The organism is Clostridium aquiflavi, assembly GCF_031344075.1.
GTDB classification, from domain to species: Bacteria; Bacillota; Clostridia; order Clostridiales; family Clostridiaceae; genus Clostridium; species Clostridium aquiflavi.
In genome coordinates this window covers 80,324-97,990 of sequence record NZ_JAVJAN010000008.1, presented here as the reverse complement: position 1 = coordinate 97,990, position 17,667 = coordinate 80,324, and the positions used below count along the sequence as shown (strand labels likewise).

At 26.4% G+C, this 17,667-nt stretch carries 16 protein-coding genes; 15 read left to right on the top strand and 1 reads right to left on the bottom strand.

Going from position 1 to position 17,667, the window contains the following annotated elements; all coding sequences use genetic code 11:
• The first annotated feature begins 251 nt into the window (after positions 1–251).
• The 14 genes from thiC to holA all read left to right on the top strand — a co-directional run bounded on the left by thiC (position 252) and on the right by holA (position 16,050).
• Positions 252–1,559, top strand: a complete 1,308-nt coding sequence (thiC, locus tag RGC78_RS04285) for a phosphomethylpyrimidine synthase ThiC (protein WP_309556109.1) — start codon at positions 252–254, stop codon at positions 1,557–1,559.
• A gap of 442 nt (positions 1,560–2,001) precedes the next feature.
• Positions 2,002–2,547 (top strand): RNA polymerase sigma factor, encoded by a 546-nt coding sequence (locus tag RGC78_RS04280; RefSeq protein WP_252212621.1) that lies wholly within the window; start codon positions 2,002–2,004, stop codon positions 2,545–2,547.
• Positions 2,540–2,761 (top strand): BhlA/UviB family holin-like peptide, encoded by a 222-nt coding sequence (locus RGC78_RS04275; protein ID WP_252212620.1) that lies wholly within the window; start codon positions 2,540–2,542, stop codon positions 2,759–2,761. Before RGC78_RS04280 ends, RGC78_RS04275 begins: the two co-directional genes overlap by 8 nt.
• 223 nt (positions 2,762–2,984) lie before the next feature.
• Positions 2,985–3,908, top strand: coding sequence for a DUF4003 family protein (locus RGC78_RS04270; protein WP_252212619.1), 924 nt, complete (start codon positions 2,985–2,987; stop codon positions 3,906–3,908).
• Between the two features lie 179 nt (positions 3,909–4,087).
• The gene (locus tag RGC78_RS04265) at positions 4,088–6,397 is read left to right on the top strand and encodes an AAA family ATPase (RefSeq protein WP_252212618.1); all 2,310 of its coding nucleotides are present in this window, start codon (positions 4,088–4,090) and stop codon (positions 6,395–6,397) included.
• 261 nt (positions 6,398–6,658) lie between these two features.
• On the top strand, positions 6,659–6,994 hold the full coding sequence (gene spoIIAA, locus RGC78_RS04260) for an anti-sigma F factor antagonist (protein WP_252212617.1): 336 nt from the start codon (positions 6,659–6,661) through the stop codon (positions 6,992–6,994).
• 16 nt (positions 6,995–7,010) lie between these two features.
• The gene (gene spoIIAB, locus RGC78_RS04255) at positions 7,011–7,442 is read left to right on the top strand and encodes an anti-sigma F factor (RefSeq protein WP_252212616.1); all 432 of its coding nucleotides are present in this window, start codon (positions 7,011–7,013) and stop codon (positions 7,440–7,442) included.
• 9 nt (positions 7,443–7,451) lie between these two features.
• Entirely contained in the window at positions 7,452–8,207 is a 756-nt protein-coding gene (gene sigF, locus RGC78_RS04250; RefSeq protein ID WP_252212615.1) for an RNA polymerase sporulation sigma factor SigF, read from the top strand.
• 301 nt (positions 8,208–8,508) lie between these two features.
• The gene (gene spoVAC / locus RGC78_RS04245; RefSeq protein WP_286673994.1) at positions 8,509–8,967 is read left to right on the top strand and encodes a stage V sporulation protein AC; all 459 of its coding nucleotides are present in this window, start codon (positions 8,509–8,511) and stop codon (positions 8,965–8,967) included.
• A gap of 289 nt (positions 8,968–9,256) precedes the next feature.
• A complete protein-coding gene (gene spoVAD, locus RGC78_RS04240) occupies positions 9,257–10,276 on the top strand; it encodes a stage V sporulation protein AD (RefSeq protein ID WP_252212614.1) in 1,020 nt (339 codons plus the stop codon).
• 23 nt (positions 10,277–10,299) lie between these two features.
• A complete protein-coding gene (gene spoVAE / locus RGC78_RS04235; protein WP_252212613.1) occupies positions 10,300–10,656 on the top strand; it encodes a stage V sporulation protein AE in 357 nt (118 codons plus the stop codon).
• 113 nt (positions 10,657–10,769) lie between these two features.
• Entirely contained in the window at positions 10,770–13,286 is a 2,517-nt protein-coding gene (locus RGC78_RS04230) for a P-type ATPase actuator domain-containing protein (protein ID WP_309556108.1), read from the top strand.
• Between the two features lie 5 nt (positions 13,287–13,291).
• On the top strand, positions 13,292–14,986 hold the full coding sequence (locus tag RGC78_RS04225; protein ID WP_252212611.1) for a ComEC/Rec2 family competence protein: 1,695 nt from the start codon (positions 13,292–13,294) through the stop codon (positions 14,984–14,986).
• A 29-nt stretch (positions 14,987–15,015) separates the two neighbouring features.
• Positions 15,016–16,050, top strand: a complete 1,035-nt coding sequence (gene holA / locus RGC78_RS04220) for a DNA polymerase III subunit delta (RefSeq protein WP_252212610.1) — start codon at positions 15,016–15,018, stop codon at positions 16,048–16,050.
• A gap of 39 nt (positions 16,051–16,089) precedes the next feature.
• On the opposite strand, the gene rpsT is transcribed toward holA, so the two are convergent.
• On the bottom strand, positions 16,090–16,353 hold the full coding sequence (gene rpsT / locus RGC78_RS04215) for a 30S ribosomal protein S20 (RefSeq protein WP_252212609.1): 264 nt from the start codon (positions 16,351–16,353) through the stop codon (positions 16,090–16,092).
• A gap of 320 nt (positions 16,354–16,673) precedes the next feature.
• Between rpsT and gpr the strand changes: the two genes are divergently transcribed.
• Positions 16,674–17,645: a GPR endopeptidase gene (gene gpr / locus RGC78_RS04210; protein ID WP_252212608.1), complete on the top strand. Its 972-nt coding sequence runs from the start codon at positions 16,674–16,676 to the stop codon at positions 17,643–17,645.
• Positions 17,646–17,667 lie beyond the last annotated feature (22 nt).

Below are 17,667 nucleotides of genomic sequence, written 5' to 3'. Positions count from 1 at the left end.
TTCCTGCACTGCGTTTGGAAAGGGCGCATGGCTAAAAAAATCGACGGCTCCAAAGTCGCCTTAGCGATTTTGTTCTTCTTTAGGAATTTATAAAAATTTTAAATCTGAGTATAATTCCTAGAATGCTATGTTTTAAAGAAATGAAATTTATATATAATATATTGTGATTAGAAAAGACAGGTTGTTATTTATTTAGGTTATCCCCCTTAGAAAAATTATCTAATTTTTATAATAAGGGAGGATTTTTTTTTATGAGTTATACAACACAAATGGATGCTGCTAAAAAAGGAATTATTACAGATGAAATGAATTTAGTAGCAAAAAAAGAAAATATTAATGTAGGGGATTTGAGAGAGTTAGTAGCACAAGGTAAAATTGCAATACCTGCTAATAAAAATCATAAGAGTTTAAGTGCAGAGGGCGTTGGACAAGGTTTAAGAACTAAAATAAATGTTAATTTAGGTATTTCAAAGGATTGTCAAAATTTTGAGATGGAATTAGAAAAGGTTCGTACAGCAATTGAAATGAAAGCAGAAGCTATCATGGATCTTTCTAATTATGGAAAAACTGAAGGGTTAAGAAAAAAAATAATTGATATGTCACCAGCTATGATAGGAACAGTTCCAATATATGATGCATTAGGATTTTATGATAAGGAATTAAAGGATATAACTGTAGATGAATTTTTTAGAGTAGTAGAAAAACATGGACAAGATGGAGTTGACTTTATAACAATTCATGCAGGGTTAAATAAGGAAGCCATAGAAACTGTAAAAAGAAATAAAAGGTTAACTAATATAGTTTCAAGAGGTGGTTCTTTATTATTTGCATGGATGGAATTAAATAATAAGGAAAATCCATTTTATGAGCATTTTGATAGATTACTAGATATATGTGCTAAATATGATATTACAATTTCATTAGGAGATGCGTGTAGACCAGGGTCAATAAATGATGCTACGGATGCATCTCAAATTAAAGAATTAATAACAATGGGGGAATTAACAAAAAGAGCATGGGCAAAAAATGTTCAAATAATAATAGAAGGTCCAGGACATATGCCTTTAAATGAAATTGAAGCTAATATGATTCTTGAAAAGAAGCTATGTCATGGAGCACCATTTTATGTGCTAGGACCATTAGTTACAGATGTAGCACCAGGCTATGATCATATAACATCTGCAATAGGTGGGGCTATTGCGGCAACTTATGGAGCTGATTTTTTATGTTATGTAACACCAGCGGAACATTTAAGGTTACCTAATTTAGATGATATGAAAGAAGGTATTATTGCAACCAAGATAGCAGCTCATGCAGCAGATATAGCTAAAGGAATACCAAGAGCTAAAGTTTGGGATGATAAGATGAGTAAGGAAAGAGCAGAGCTTAATTGGGAAAAGATGATGGAACTCGCTATGGATTCAACAAAACCTAAAAAATATAGAGAAGAGTCAAAACCACATGATGAAGAAACATGTACTATGTGTGGTAAAATGTGTTCCATGAGGACAATGAAGAAAATATTAAATGGTGAAAATTTAAATATAATAAGGGATTAATAAAAATAGAGATGGCAGTATATAAGTTTGTTTTTATACAAAGTTATATGCTGCTTTTTTTTAGTTTTGAAAATTTACATGATGAAATTAAAATAGCTATTAAACATAATATTGTTATTTATTTTCATGCGCCTAAATTGATTATTCTAATTTAAAACATTTAAAAGCATTGAGTTTTATTTACTTTAATAACTATTTATGTTGGTAATTGTAAAGTTTGAGTAACAATTATTGGATTTTGATGGAATATTTAGGAGGATAAATTATAATTTTCATAATAATATTTATCAAATATAGAACTATTATATTTGTTTTTGTAGAATTTTGTTTGAATAAAAATACATAAATTGAAAAAATAGGTTTACATTTTTTTTATATTTTTACTTTTAGTAGGTATATAAAGCTCTTGTTATGGAGTTAAAGCAACTTAAGGAGTGATCGTATGCCTACAGATTTATTAAAAAAAATGAAATTATTTCAAGAACAATCCAATAATTTTATGGATATAGTGTCTCATTTTAATTCTAAAATTAATTATTTGAGTTATAAGTTAAAATATCCAGAAGCATCTACAGATTTGATTATATATTTATATGAACTTGCCTTACAATTGGATTTGAAAAAGTTTAATGATGATGAAGAAATATTAAAATATATGAGAAGATGCATTAAGAATAAATCAATAAATTTATATTATAAAATAAATTCGTATAGAACCTTTATAACTTATAATTCCGATGAAGAACTTTTAAATGTACTAGACAAAAATATTAACAATGATGAATATTCAAATGTAATATTTAAGGATTTGATTTCATTATTAAAGCCTAAACAAAAGAAAATAATTTTTTTAAAGTTTTATTTACAGTTATCAGATAAGGAAATTGCAGAAAGATTAAAAATATCAAGACAAGCAGTAAATAAATCTAAAAGACAAGCTTTGAAATTTTTAAAGAATATATTATATAGGGAGGCAATTTATGTTTGATCAATTAATAAAAATAGCTGCAACTCAAGGAGTTTGGACAATTTTAAGTTGTGTTCTTATAGTTTATATATTAAAAGCACAAGAAAATAGAGACTTAAGACAAGAAGAGAGAGAGAAAAACTATCAAGATATAATAAAACAACTTACTGAAAAGTTAAATACACTAGATTCAATAAGTTCAACTATTAATGAAATAAGAAGCAAAATTAGATAGATATAATAAACTAATTAATACTATTAGACATACCCTAAAAACTTACTAATTCATATATATAATTAAGAAAGATGTTATTTATTAATAATTAAATAATAAATTTAGACACAAATATGTCATAAAGACATTATATAATTAAATAAAGAAAGTAATTAATAGATTAGTAAAAAACTAGGGGGAGATCATAATAGATACGAATACCAGAATAGTTTGTGATACTACAGTGAATAACTATCTTAATGCTAAAGAAACATTAAGATATGATGGAGATTATATTAATCATTTTTCTTCTTTACTTAATGGATATTATAATAAAGAAATTAAATTTGATGAAATTAAATATATAAGAAAATTTATTAAAGATAAAACGTCTAGAATGTCTTCGTTTAGAGGGGATATGCTATATATATTATCATTTTTAATATCAGTGATGAATGATAAAAAAGATAAAACAGATTTAATTGATGAAATAATTGGTGTATTTGAGTCATTATTAGAAGAAAATTTAAAAGATTGTGGCTATTTAGTTTTATCGGCATATTCAATAGTAAAATATGTAGATAAAGAAAATAGGCAAGATATAATTTATAAAACTAAAGAAATATTTAAAATAATAAAATCTAAATATGGAAACGTAACAAAAGAGGATGATTATTTATTCTGTACGCTATTAGCAATAAATTGTAATGAATTTAATTCTATAACTGAATATATGGAACAAGTTTTTAATTATGTTTTACATTTGGATTTATTCTCTAATAATAGCGTACAAGGATTGACTAATACAATACTGTTAAATGGTTATGAAGATGCAACCTGCAAGGCTGAAGAACTGTTAAAATCCTTAGAAAAAAATGATTTCAAGATAAGTAATCAATTTTTGAGTGTACTAGGAGTTTTGGTAAAAAAACAAGATGTACATGAAATCATAAGAAAAATGAAGGAAGTTGTAGAATATTTATGTGATGAAGAACTTGAATATGAATTTTATATAGATAAAGGATTTAGAAATATACTTGCTTTAGTTATTGTATTTATGAGTATGGAAGAGGAAAATATAAAATATTTGGACGAATTATTAGCATTTAGTACATATTCGTTCTTAATAAGTAAAAATCAAGGAGTTTTTAATGAAGTTTTAGCTTAATTATAAAAAATTAGTAGTAAATAATATATTAAAATATGGAGAAAAAATAAAAAACTATCTCTATTTTTTCAGTTGAAGAATATTAATATTAATATACTACTAATTTAAGGAGGAAACTACTTTTGAAGATTTAATCACAGTTTAAGTTATAGAAAAAAACTTCGAAGTGGATATGGTTTATGAAAAATGAATTAACTCCAAGTGAAGTTATATTTAAATGTTCTTTTAAAGAATTATCTGAGAAAGAACGTCTTGCAGAATTACCAGAAGTTACTTCAAGATTAAATGATATAAAAAGAGCTTTAAAAATTAAGAAAAATGGATACAACTTATATTATATTGATTCATTTGCAATGAATAAATTAACTGACTTGATGGATTATATTTCAAAGATATACGAAGAGGAAAGTGCACCTAAAGATATATGCTATGTTACTACTGAAGATATATTAAATCCAAAAGTTTTATTTTTACCAAGTGGAAAAGGAACACTATTAAAAGAACAAATTGACGATATAAAGAATCAATATTTTGATTGTGTAATAGAATTTTATAATGGCTCATCTGATAAGGAAAAAGAGGAGTTACTTGAAGAAACCAAGGAACAAAGGAATGAGTGTATTTCTAATTTAATGAAAAAAGCAAAGGAAAATAATTTTGAAGTAAAAGCAACAAATGGTGGTTTTGTATTTATTCCATTAAAATCTCAAGGAAATGAGATGACAGAAGATGAGTATGATGAATTGGAAAATGACGAACAGGGGGTAATCAAGGAACAAGTATCAGAATTGAAAAAGGAAGCACAAGTTGTACTAGATAAGCTAACTGCACTTGAAATTAAATCAATTAATGAATTAAGAGTTATTTATGAAAAATATCTTAAAAAAGAAATGAAAGAAATGAAGGAAGATTTATTATTTGAATTTGTAACTGATAAATTTACTTGTATGTATCTTTCTCAAATGTTTGATTGGATTGAAGAGCAGATAGTTGAATGCTATACAGTAAGTCTAGAAGAGGATCAGCAATATATAGATGATATTTTCACAAAATTTGAAGTTAGAGTTCTTGTGGATAATAAAAATATACCACATCCAAGAGTTATTTTTGAAGAAGATCCCACAATAAATAATTTGATTGGAAATATTGAATATAAGAATAGTAATGGAGGATATTTGCCAGACATAGAGTTAATACATCCTGGAAGCTTATTAAAAGCTAATGAAGGTTGTTTAATTTTAAATCTTAATTCATTACTATCTAGTGGGTATAGTTATTATTATTTAAAGAAAATACTAATGCTTGGAAAAATAGACTATAGTTATACAAAAAATTATTTAGATGTTCTATCTTTAGAAGGCTTAAAACCTGAGTCTATACCAATTAATGTGAAAGTTATTTTAATAGGTGATTATGAGGCATTTAGTATACTTCACGAGAAAGACGAAGAATTTAAAAGAATATTCCCATTTAAAGTTGAAATGGAAAATCAATTGAAATGTAATGATGCATCAAGAAGTTTAGTTGCAAATTATATAAAAAATAAAGCAAAAAATGAAAATCTTTTAGATATGGATCAAGAATCAATAGAAGAAATTTTTAAATATTTATCTAGAATTATAGGGGATAGAAATAAGATTTCTGTGGATAATTACTATATTGATAGAATATTATATCTAGCTAATGATAAAGCAAATAGTGAGGGGAGATTCTCTGTAATTAGAGATGATGTTATTAGTAGCTATCATTGTGATGATAAAGATATTAAAGAAGAGATGCTAGAAAGTTATAAGAATAATAAAATATTAATAGCTATTAAAGGTGAAAAGGTTGGATCTATTAATGGATTAGCGGTTATTGGCACAAGTTTATTTAGCTTGGGAAGACCTATGAGAATAACTTGTTTAGCATTTCAAGGCAGTGGTAGAATAATTGATGTTCATAATGAATGCAAATTAAGTGGAAATATTCATGAAAAATCTATTGTAATTTTAAGAGGTTTAATAAATACTTTATTGAGTCCTTATGAAAGCTTACCAGTAGATTTTCAGTTGAGTTTTGAACAAACGTATTCACTAGTTGAAGGTGATAGTGCTTCTGTTGCAGAAATAATATGCATGCTTTCAGCCATTAGTAAAAGACCGATAAAACAAAATATTGCAGTAACAGGATCAATAAATCAATTTGGAGAAGTACAGCCAATAGGAATGGTTAATGAAAAGATTGAAGGCTTTTATACTGTATGTAAGACTATAGATAATATTAGTGGCAAAGGTGTATTGATTCCTAGTATGAATAAAGATGAACTAATCTTAGAAAAAGAAGTGGAAGAGAGTATTAGTAATGGTGATTTTCATATTTATACAATGGATGTCCTTGAAGATGCAATAGAAGTTCTTATACTAAATGAAGGTGAAACTGTTAAGACATTTTTTAAGATTATAGAAGAAGAGATAGCCAAATATAAACCAAGTAAAAAGAAGAAGTAAAAAAATAAGTACTAAGTTAAAAAAATAAGCTTAGTACTTATTTTTTCGTTATGTTTTAGCAAAGCACTTTAGCTCTTAACTATAATCTTTACACTTTTGATTAAAATGTCATTGAGATATTTCATTTTTATTATATAAAATTGAATAAATAGAATAAAATGTAATAAAACAAATTGACGGTGCATAAAATAGTATGTTAAAATATGGTAAAGAAAACTAAGGAGGTGAATTACTCTAAGAAAAATTTTAGAGTATTTTTATATGGATTTAAAATTTGATAAGTATGATGAAATTTTAATAGTCACTATGATTGGGGAGTTAGATCATCATAGTGCAGAAGAAGTTAGAGTTAGAATTGACGATAGAATCGATAGAGATAATATACAAAAATTAATTTTAAACTTTTCTGGAGTGAGTTTTATGGACAGTTCTGGAATTGGAGTAGTTGTTGCAAGAAATAAAAAACTTAATAGTAAAGGTGGCGCTCTCTGTATTTGCAATATAAAGGAAAGCGTAAATAAAGTATTTGAATTAACAGGATTATATAAAATAATTAAACATTATGAAACTGTAGATGAGGCAGTAAGATGCATTTAAGATGGAGGGATTTATTGTGTATGAAAATAAAATGAATTTGGAGTTTGTAAGTAAATCTCAAAATGAAGCTTTTGCAAGAGTAGCTGTAGCTGCATTTATCGCTCAATTAGATCCAACTATAGATGAGATAAGTGATGTGAAAACAGCAGTATCAGAAGCAGTAACTAATTCTATAATACACGGATATGAAAATAAGGAAAATGGAATTATTAAAATTGAAGTTGAAATTCGTGATGGAGAAGTTACCATTGAGATTACGGATCATGGAAAAGGTATTGAAGATATACCGAAAGTGATGGAGCCATTATATACATCACGTCCTGATTTGGAAAGATCAGGAATGGGTTTTACTGTTATGGAAACATTTATGGATGGGTTATTAGTTGAAAGTGAAAAGGAAAAGGGTACAAGGGTTAGAATGAAGAAAAAATTTAACATATTAAGTTAGGGGAAAAATATGGGAACAGAGAATTTTAATAGAGAGGAATATAATTATAATGATAATTCACAATTATTACCTTTAGCTAAAGACGGTGATTCTGAAGCTATGAATAGATTAATAGAGATGAATTTACCACTAGTAGCTTCTATAAGTAAGAAATTTTTAAATAGAGGATATGACTATGAGGACATATTTCAAATAGGATCTATTGGACTCGTAAAGGCCATAAATAATTTTGATTTAAGTTACAATGTTAAATTTTCAACTTATGCAGTACCTATGATCATTGGAGAGATAAAAAGATTTTTAAGAGACGATGGGATGATAAAAGTCAGTCGTAATGTGAAAAGCTTAGCAAAGCGTATACACTTTACAAAAGAAGAATTAACTAAAAAATTAAATCGTAGTCCTACTATAGATGAACTTGCAGAATATTCTGGAGTAGATAAAGAAGAAATAATATTTGCTATAGAATCAGCTAACAGTCTACAATATCTTTATGATACAATTCATCAAGATGATGGAGCACCTGTATTGCTTATAGATAAGTTAAGTGAAAAAGGTGAAGATGATATTGGAATGATAAATAAAATAGCACTAAAAGAGGCGTTAAGAAGTCTAGATGAAAAAGCCAGGCAGATTATAGTATTAAGATATTTTAAAGATAAGACACAAGTCCAAGTAGCTAAATTGCTTGGTATAAGTCAAGTTCAAGTATCAAGAATTGAAAAAAAGGTACTTTTAAAAATGCGAGAGAAATTAGAGGAATAGAAATTAAAATGGTGATTTTTATAAAAAATATAAAAAAACAGATGAGACAATCATCTGTTTTTTTATTTTCTTTAGGAAATTATATCAGTAATTTTGTTTTGAAAATTGTGTGGTTTAAAATTGAAATAAATTATATTTAAGGGATCTATATACAATAGTTTTAGGCGAATGATAATAAGGAACAAATTAACATAATTAAATTTTCTAAATTTACAAATAATACTTATGTATGGATATATAAAAATAAAAAAGAAAGGAGAATGCTACAAGTTTATATTTACAAGTAGCAAAGTGATAAATATTGAAAAAAAGAAATGAAAAAATCATAAGACAAAAATATGAAAAGATGGCTAAGCAAATTGAACCAAAGCCCAAAATACTTCAGGATTGTGCGAAAGCCTTCTTTGTTGGAGGAATAATTTGTACTATAGGACAATTTATAAATAATTATATAGCAACATTAGGTTTGCCAGAAGATGAAGTAAAAACAATTGTTTCTATAGCTATGATTTTCTTTGGTGCATTATTAACAGGTGTAGGGATATATGATAAGATAGCACAATTTGGAGGTGCAGGAACAGTAGTACCAATAACAGGCTTTTCAAATGCAATTGTATCTCCAGCTATAGAATTTAAAAAAGAAGGTTTTGTTTTTGGAGTAGCATCCAAAATGTTTACAATTGCAGGTCCAGTTCTTGTATATGGTATAGGAACGTCTGTAATTATAGGTATTGTGTATTATATAATGTCTATTTTTTAAAATAAAAAGTTATTATATAGATTTATAGTTATAAAAGTTGATAAAATCTAGATTTATGAGTAAATATTAGTTGAGAATTGAGAGTGGAAAGTGTAGAGTGAAGGAGAAAATTCTATATTGGAATTTAAAAAACATATATTTTGGAAAGTCTTTATGACTTTCTACCAAAACTTTTAACTCTAATCTCTCCACTCTCAACTAAAAAAGTGTGGAACAACCACTTTGTTTTTTATATTAATTAGATATTAAGATTAATTACTATAGTTTGTTAATTGAGGTAGGTGTAAATATGAAAATAGATAGTAAGAAAATAGGATCTCAAACAGTTAAATTAACAAATCCACCTAAAATAATTTCTGCTTACTCCATAGTAGGACCTAAAGAGGGTGAAGGACCTTTAAAGGAGTATTTTGATCAAATATTAAATGATGATACTTGTGGCAAAGATAGTTTTGAAAAAGCTGAAAGTGAAATGATGTTTACAGCTATAACAGAGGCTTTGTCAAGAGCTAATTTACAGGAATGTAATATAGATTATCTTTTTGCTGGAGATTTATTAAATCAAATAATATCTTCGAGCTTTGCAGCAAGAAAATTTGATATACCTTTTTTTGGATTATATGGAGCATGTTCTACTATGACAGAATCATTAAGTTTAGCATCTATAATAATGGACTCTGGATGTGCAGATCATGTAGTAGCTGCAACGTCATCTCATTTTAGTTCAGCTGAAAGACAATTTAGATTTCCTCTAGAATATGGATGCCAAAGATGTGCTACTTGTCAATGGACTGTAACAGGTTCAGGTGCACTAGTATTGGGGCATGAAGGAAAATTCCCAGAGGTAACTTATGTAACTACTGGAAAAGTAAAAGACTATGGTCAAAAAGATCCTAATAATATGGGAGCTGCAATGGCTCCAGCGGCTGTAGATACATTAGTAAGTCATTTTAATGATACAGGAAGAAAACCAGAATTTTACGATGTTATAGCAACAGGTGATTTAGGGAGTGTAGGAAAAGAGTTAGCAGACAAATTAATATCGGAATATGGTTTTGATATAAGATCTAATCATATTGATTGTGGAGAAGCAATTTTTAATAATGAACAACAAAAAACTGCTGCAGGAGGAAGTGGATGTGGATGTTCAGCAGTTGTATTTGCAGGAGAATTTTATAAAAAATTAATGAGAAAAGAAATAAAGAATGTACTCTTAGTATCTACAGGAGCTTTAATGAGTCCAACTTCATCTCTTCAAGGAGAGAGTATACCAGGTATAGCACATGCAGTTGCAATAGAAATGAAATAAGTTTTTGAAAGGAGAATACATATATGGATTATTTAAGTGCTTTTATAACTGGTGGAATTATATGTATAATAGCACAAATATTAATGGATACAACAAAGTTAACACCAGGTAGAATATTAGTTTTATTTGTTACAATTGGGGCAATATTAGGTGCTTTTGGAATATATGATAAAATTGTTGCGATAGGAGGTGCAGGAGCTACTGTGCCTTTACCTGGATTTGGAAATTTATTAGCTAAAGCTGCAATAAAAGAAGTAAAAGAAATAGGATTACTAGGAGCCTTTACTGGAGGTATTAAAGGTGCTGCTGGAGGGATAACTGCTGCTATTTTCTTTGGTTATTTAATGGCTCTAATATTCAACCCTAAAACAAAAGAGTAGATTTTTAACTTTATTTTTAATCTACTAACATTTATACTATAATTAATAAATAATAATCCAGTTTATAGGCTGGTTTATTATTTATTTAATTATTAGTTAGGTGGGGGGATTTTTTGGACAAATATTGTAAAAGTACATGGCTTCAAGTTGTTGAAATGTTAGACAGTAATATACAAAAAGGACTTAATAGTAGTGAGTGTGTAGTAAGAAAAGAAAAGTATGGAAGTAATAAGATAGAATTACCAAGTGGGAATAGAGTATCTAAGAATATACTAAGTATATTTAAACAAGTACATATATTAATATATTTAATACTTACAATTTTATTATTTGTATTGAATTTTAATAATTATAAATTTATTATATTAGGATTTTTAATTATAAATACTGCAGCACTTATGTTTTATAACATTAGAAAAGATAAGGAAATTGGCTTTTTAGAAAAGTTGAACTTTGCTACGGCTACTGTAGTAAGAGATGGTCTACAACAAATAATAAAAGCAGAAGATATATTAATAGGCGATATAGTAATTTTTAAAAAAGATTCCTTGATTCCTGCTGATATAAGAATAATAAAAGCTAACAATATAAAAGTAGATGAAAAAAATATTACTGGGGAGACATTTTTTAAAGAGAAATTCGAAAGTAAAATAAGCGGTGGAATAAATTCACTTAGTGAAATGAACAATATACTTTTTAAAGGTTCTGTAATAAAAGAAGGCAATGGGGAAGGTATAGTAATTTCAATAGGGAATTCTACTCAACTTGGAAGACTTTTAGCAATGCTTACATATGCAAGCAATAGAAAGAACACCCTATTAAACAAAACACAAAAACAATGGGGAAAGTATCTGTTGTATAGTTTCCTAATATTAATATGCGGAATGATAAGTATTAATTTAGTAAAACAAGACATAAGTGATTTATATACTGGATTTTTTATAATTGGATGTTTACCAGTTTTTTTAATTATAGCACTAGCTGTTAAATATATTTCTGAATTATTTTTAAAACAAGATATTAATATTATAAATTTTTCTACTTTTGATTTAATAAATAATATTAATATAATGTGTTTAGATAAAATTGGAGCAATAACTCAAGAAAAAATGATAGTAAAAAAAATATTTACTAATAATGAAATATCTTTATCTGAGAATGTCGAATATTCTAAGGATATAAATATTACGAGAATATTAGATATATCGTTATTATGTAATAATTCTATTTATAATGTTGAAAATAATAATGGTTCAGGTGACTTAGCTGAGATAGCATATTTAGAATATGCGTCTAAAAAGAAAGTATATAAATCAATTTTAGATAATCAAAATCTTAGAATTATTGAAATACCTATGGATTTTGATAAAAAAATGATAACAGTTTTGAATAGAATAAAAAGATGGTATAGAGCTAATTCACGTGGTAATTTAGATTCGGTATTAGAAAGATGTACTCATATTATGGTAGATGGAGTAGAGAAAGAACTTACTGATGAAGAAAAATCTAAAATAAAAGAAATTGATATAAAATTTTCAGCAGAAGGTTTAATAACGGAAGCCTTTGCATATAGAAATTTTAGTTATCAACCATCAACGGATGAAAATATAGAAAGTAATATGGTTTTTGTGGGTATTATTGCTTTAGAAAATCCACTTAAAGAAGATATTGAAGAAAGAGTTAATAAAATAAAGGATAATGGTATAATTCCAATTCTATTTACAGAAGAAAATAAAATCAGTGCTATCACAACAGCAAAAAAAGCACGACTTATATATAAAAATGAACAAGTTGTATCAGGAATAGAATTAAATACATTAAGTTCTAAAGAATTAAAAGATTTATTAAATAAAGTAAGAGTATTTTCCAGAATAAATCCTGAAATAAAGTCTCAAATAATAGCTCTATTTAATAAAGATGGATATAAAGTATCAGCAACAGGAGAAAATTTGGGGGATTTACCAAGTTTAAATTTATCTAATGTTGGTATAGCTAAAGGAGAACCTTCTTTATTAGTTAAGAAAATATCCGATGTTTATATAAAAGAAAATTATTTAGATGGATTTTTTAAGATAAAAGATTATGCAACAAAATTAAATCATAATATTAATAGAACATTTAAAGGTATTTATACATTGGTTTTAACACAAATAATAACTTTATTATTGTCTTCAATGGTTGGAATATCGGAATCATTAGATATTTTTAATATATTATTTATAAATATAATTTTAAGTGTACCACTTGCATTAATTTTATTATTGAAAGATGGAATGGATATAAGCAGGAAAGAAGTGATAGGTAGATCAATGTTATTAAGTGCAATAACATTAATATCAACATATATATTAAAAGATAATAGTAGATATTTAATTTCATTGTTAACAATGTCTTTAGGTGGAATTGTATTTATTGCATTTAATAGCAATATAAGCCTAAGGCACTCATCAATAGAAAGAAAATTAATGATAATATCTTTAGTTTTATCAATAGTATCATTAGGAGCAACATTTATGTTAAAACAAGTAGTTATAACAAATAACTGCATGATTATTTCAGCTATAATAGTAGTATTTTTACTTGTGTTTGAAATTTTATTTAAAAAGTGGCAAAACTCATTGATGAGGTGAGCTATTTGAACACAAAAAGAATTGAAGAAATAGCCAATCCAATAGTATATATTTTTATAACGCTAATATTGAGTTCAATTACTTTTGGATTGTTTTCTGATTTTAAGAAGCTTACAATTTTTATTGTTGGCTTTTTTTTAATATGTGTTTTTTATTATTGTGGAATTAACTTTATATTTATAATTAGCTTAATTTTTGCAATTGGATTATTTATTAATTTTTCTTATTACAATATTAATTCCAATGTAGATGCACAAGTAAGAATATTAAAGAATAATTCATATGAAACAATAGGATGTTATAATGGTAAAAAAATTATAATAGAAAATTTAAAAGATGAGTTAACTCAAGGCGATAAATTTAATGTAAAAGGAACATTAAAAGATAACGATATTAAACAAAAGGGGATAGTGGGAACTCTTTTTATAAATAATTTACAAAAAAGCGATGATGATTTTATAAGTAAACTGTATAATATTAAAAATAAAGTATATCAAATGCTAGAAGAAAATATTGGCAAAAGAAAGGCAGGACTTATTTCATCTATTGCATTTGGTTATTCAGAGTGTTTGGATGATGAAGATAAGGAGTATATGAAAAGCTTTGGAATAATACATGCAATTAGTGTTTCAGGATTACATGTTGCTATAGTATATAGTGTTCTAAAAAGATTTTTAGGCATTAAGCTAGGTTTGATATTTACTATAATATATGTTTTATTTACTGGCAGTAATTATTCAAGTATTAGAGCATTTTTAATGCTGAGCACATTGGAATTAAGTCACTTATTGAAACGAAATAATAATTCTATCTCAGCATTAAGCATATCTGGAATAGTACTCTTACTTATGAGACCTTATGCTGTTTTTGAAGTCTCATTTCATTTATCATATTTGGCAACACTAGGAATAATTTTGTATAATAAGAAACTTAATTATAAGTTTTATAAATTGCCTAAGGTGTTAAGAAATACTTTAAGTATTAGTTTATCAGCTGAAATTTTTACTTTTCCATATTTAGTTTTAGTGTTCAAAGATTTTTCTATCAATTTTATATTGGGAAATTTATTTTTAATGCCGTTTATTAATTTAATAGTTATATGTGGCAATATTTTACCAGTTACATATGTTATACCTAGCTTATTTGATTTTTGTAGTTATATTAATTTAGTTATATTGAAATGGTTTGACTGGACATTAGATAAATTAGAGTATTATTCATTACCTATAATCAATGGTAATGAATATATAGCTATATTTTATATGAGCATTTTAATAAGTTTATATTTTGTAAAAAATAATCAATATAAATTTATTTATTTACCTATTTTATTTATAGTAGCAATAACCATTGAACTATATAGTCCGTTACCTAAAATACAATATTATAATGAAGGTTCTTTTTTAATTACTTATAAAGGTGATAGAGTACTTGTAACAAATAAAAATAATATAGATATAAAAAAATTAAAAAATATGACTTTTGCTACAAAAACATATAGAGAAAATGGAATTATAAATATAGGTGATAAAGCTAAAATAAAAAAATATAAAAATAATTGTGTATTAAAGGTTGATGATAAAAATTATATTCTTAAAACTAATAATACAAAAGTTAATTCTAAGGATTATGATATAATAAATTTTAGCGATAATAATATAAATAAAATTATATTATTTAAAGGTAAAGTGCTATTTTAGATGTGAAGTATAGGAAGGCGGATTTTACTTTGATTAATTATGAAGTTTTTGAAAGAGAAATTGAAAAAGGAAATATAAAAAATTCATATATATTTTGTGGATTAGATGAAGAGCTTATAAAGGATTCTATAAACTCAATACTTAATAAGACTATAGGAAATGATAAAGATAATCTTAATTTAATAAGAATAGATGGTATGAAAACAAATTATGATGAAATTATGAATGCATGTGAAACTTTTCCAATGATGAGTGATAAAAAAGTTGTCATTGTATACAGAGCTAATTTTTTGAAAGATAAAAGTGATGAAGCATCCAATAAGACTTATAAAAGTATGTTGAAATATGCTTCTGACATGCCACCGTATACTATTTTAATAATGTATTATTTATTTAATGATAAAAGGGAAAAACCTAATAAGAATAAAAAGTTAAATTCATTAGATAAATTAATACCAGTTGTACATTGTGATAAATTAAGAAGAGACTCTTATATTAAGAAAATAAATGATTTATTTAAAATAAATAAAAAGAATATAGGGAAAATAGAACTTATATATTTTGCAGAAAAAGTGCAAAATAATTTTGACATAATAAAAAGAGAAATTGATAAATTGATTTCATATACAGATGGAAGAGAAATAACTAAAAAAGATATTGATATGTTAATATCATCATCTGGAGAAGATGATGTATTTGATTTAGTTGAATTAATAGCACAAAGAAAAATAGAGCGTGCAATGGATGTAATGAAGGAAATTTTATATAAATCAGATCAACATATGTTAATAATAAGTAATATTCAAAGACATTTTATCAAACTTTATGATATAAAAACTGGATTAAGACAAGGGAAAAAGATAAATAATTTCATGACAGAATTAAGATTACCACAGTTTGTTTGTGAAAAATTAGTTGCACAAAGTAGTAAATTTACAGAAAAACAATTAAGTGAACTTGTTAAATTGTGTGTTAATACAGAAAATAATTTAAAATCTAGTGGACTAGATAAGACTATGGAAATGGAATTGTTACTTATTAATACTTTAACAGTAAAAAGATAAGAAAATAAATAACCCACCAAAAATGGTGGGTTTATTAGATTACGCCATAGCGTTTAATTTCGCAGCTAATCTAGATTTCTTTCTTGCAGCCATGTTTTTGTGAACAACACCTTTTGAAGCAGCCACATCTAAAGACTTAGTTACTGCTACGAAAGCAGTTTTAGCTTCTTCAACATTGTTACCAGCTACAGCAGCTTCAAACTTTTTAATTACAGTTTTTAACGCTGATTTAATCATTCTATTGTTTAAAGTTTTAGTTTCAGTAACTTTAATTCTCTTTTTTGCTGATTTTATGTTTGCCATTCTTGATTCACCCCCTTAAAGTTTTATAGGGCCTAAGCAGTTTTCGGGGAAATCTGCTCAACGTTTAATTTCAACAAACCTTATTATAACATTGAAAGTTATGTAATACAAGTATTAAATTTAAACATATAGGAAAAATAATAGTATTAAGCATTTATCTGATTGCTACCATTAACAATAATCTTATTTTGTAATATATGAGATAATCAATGGGTTGCATGTGGATAAGTTCTTCTAAGATTCAGATAGAGAAAGGCGATTTTTATAAGAAAAATCTAGCTAAAAATAAGAATAACTTGATATATGGAGGTAAGGTAACAATGGATATTAGAACAGATTTGGCAATTGAATCAAGGGAAATGTATATAAAAAAACATAATAGAGAAATTGATGGAGTTATTGCAGAAGAAGAAAAAGAGGGGGATATAAAATTTACTACAGTAAAGATAGAAAATGAAGATGGAGCTAAAAAAATGGGTAAACCTGTAGGAAATTATATAACAATGGATATTCCAGAATTTACAGTTTATGATGGTGGAATAATGGATGATGTTTCTAAGGTTTTAGGAAAAATATTAAAAAGACTTATTAATTTAGAGGAAAAGCAAACAGCACTAGTAGTTGGTCTTGGAAATTGGCAAGTAACACCAGATGCTTTAGGACCTAAAGTTGCAGAAAAAATAATGGTAACTAGACATTTGCAAGTTGTTATGCCTGAGGCTATTGATGATTCCGTAAGGCCTGTATGTGCTATAGCACCAGGTGTATTAGGTATAACAGGCATTGAAACCGGAGAAATTATAAAATCTTTAGTTGATAAAGTTAAACCTGATGTGGTAGTTTGCATAGATGCATTAGCTTCAAGACGTATAGAAAGAGTTAACAGAACAATTCAAATTTCAGATACGGGAATATCTCCAGGTGCAGGTGTTGGAAATAACCGAAAAGAAATAAGTGAAAAAACTTTAGGTGTAAAAGTAATTGCAGTAGGTGTACCAACAGTTGTTGATGCAGCTACAATTGCTAGTGACTCAATAGATTTAGTTATAGATGAATTAATAAGCAAATCTTCATCAGGAAAAGAATTTTATAATATGTTAAAAGATATTGATAAATCAGAAAAGAAACTTCTTATAAAAGAGGTTTTATCTGCTAATGTTGGTGAATTAATAGTAGCACCAAAAGAGGTAGATATGATTATTGAGGCATTATCTAAAATTATATCTAATGGTGTAAATATGGCGCTTCAACCTGATATGGAAATGGAAGATATAAATAAGTTTTTAAATTAAAAGTGGCTTAGCCACTTTTTGT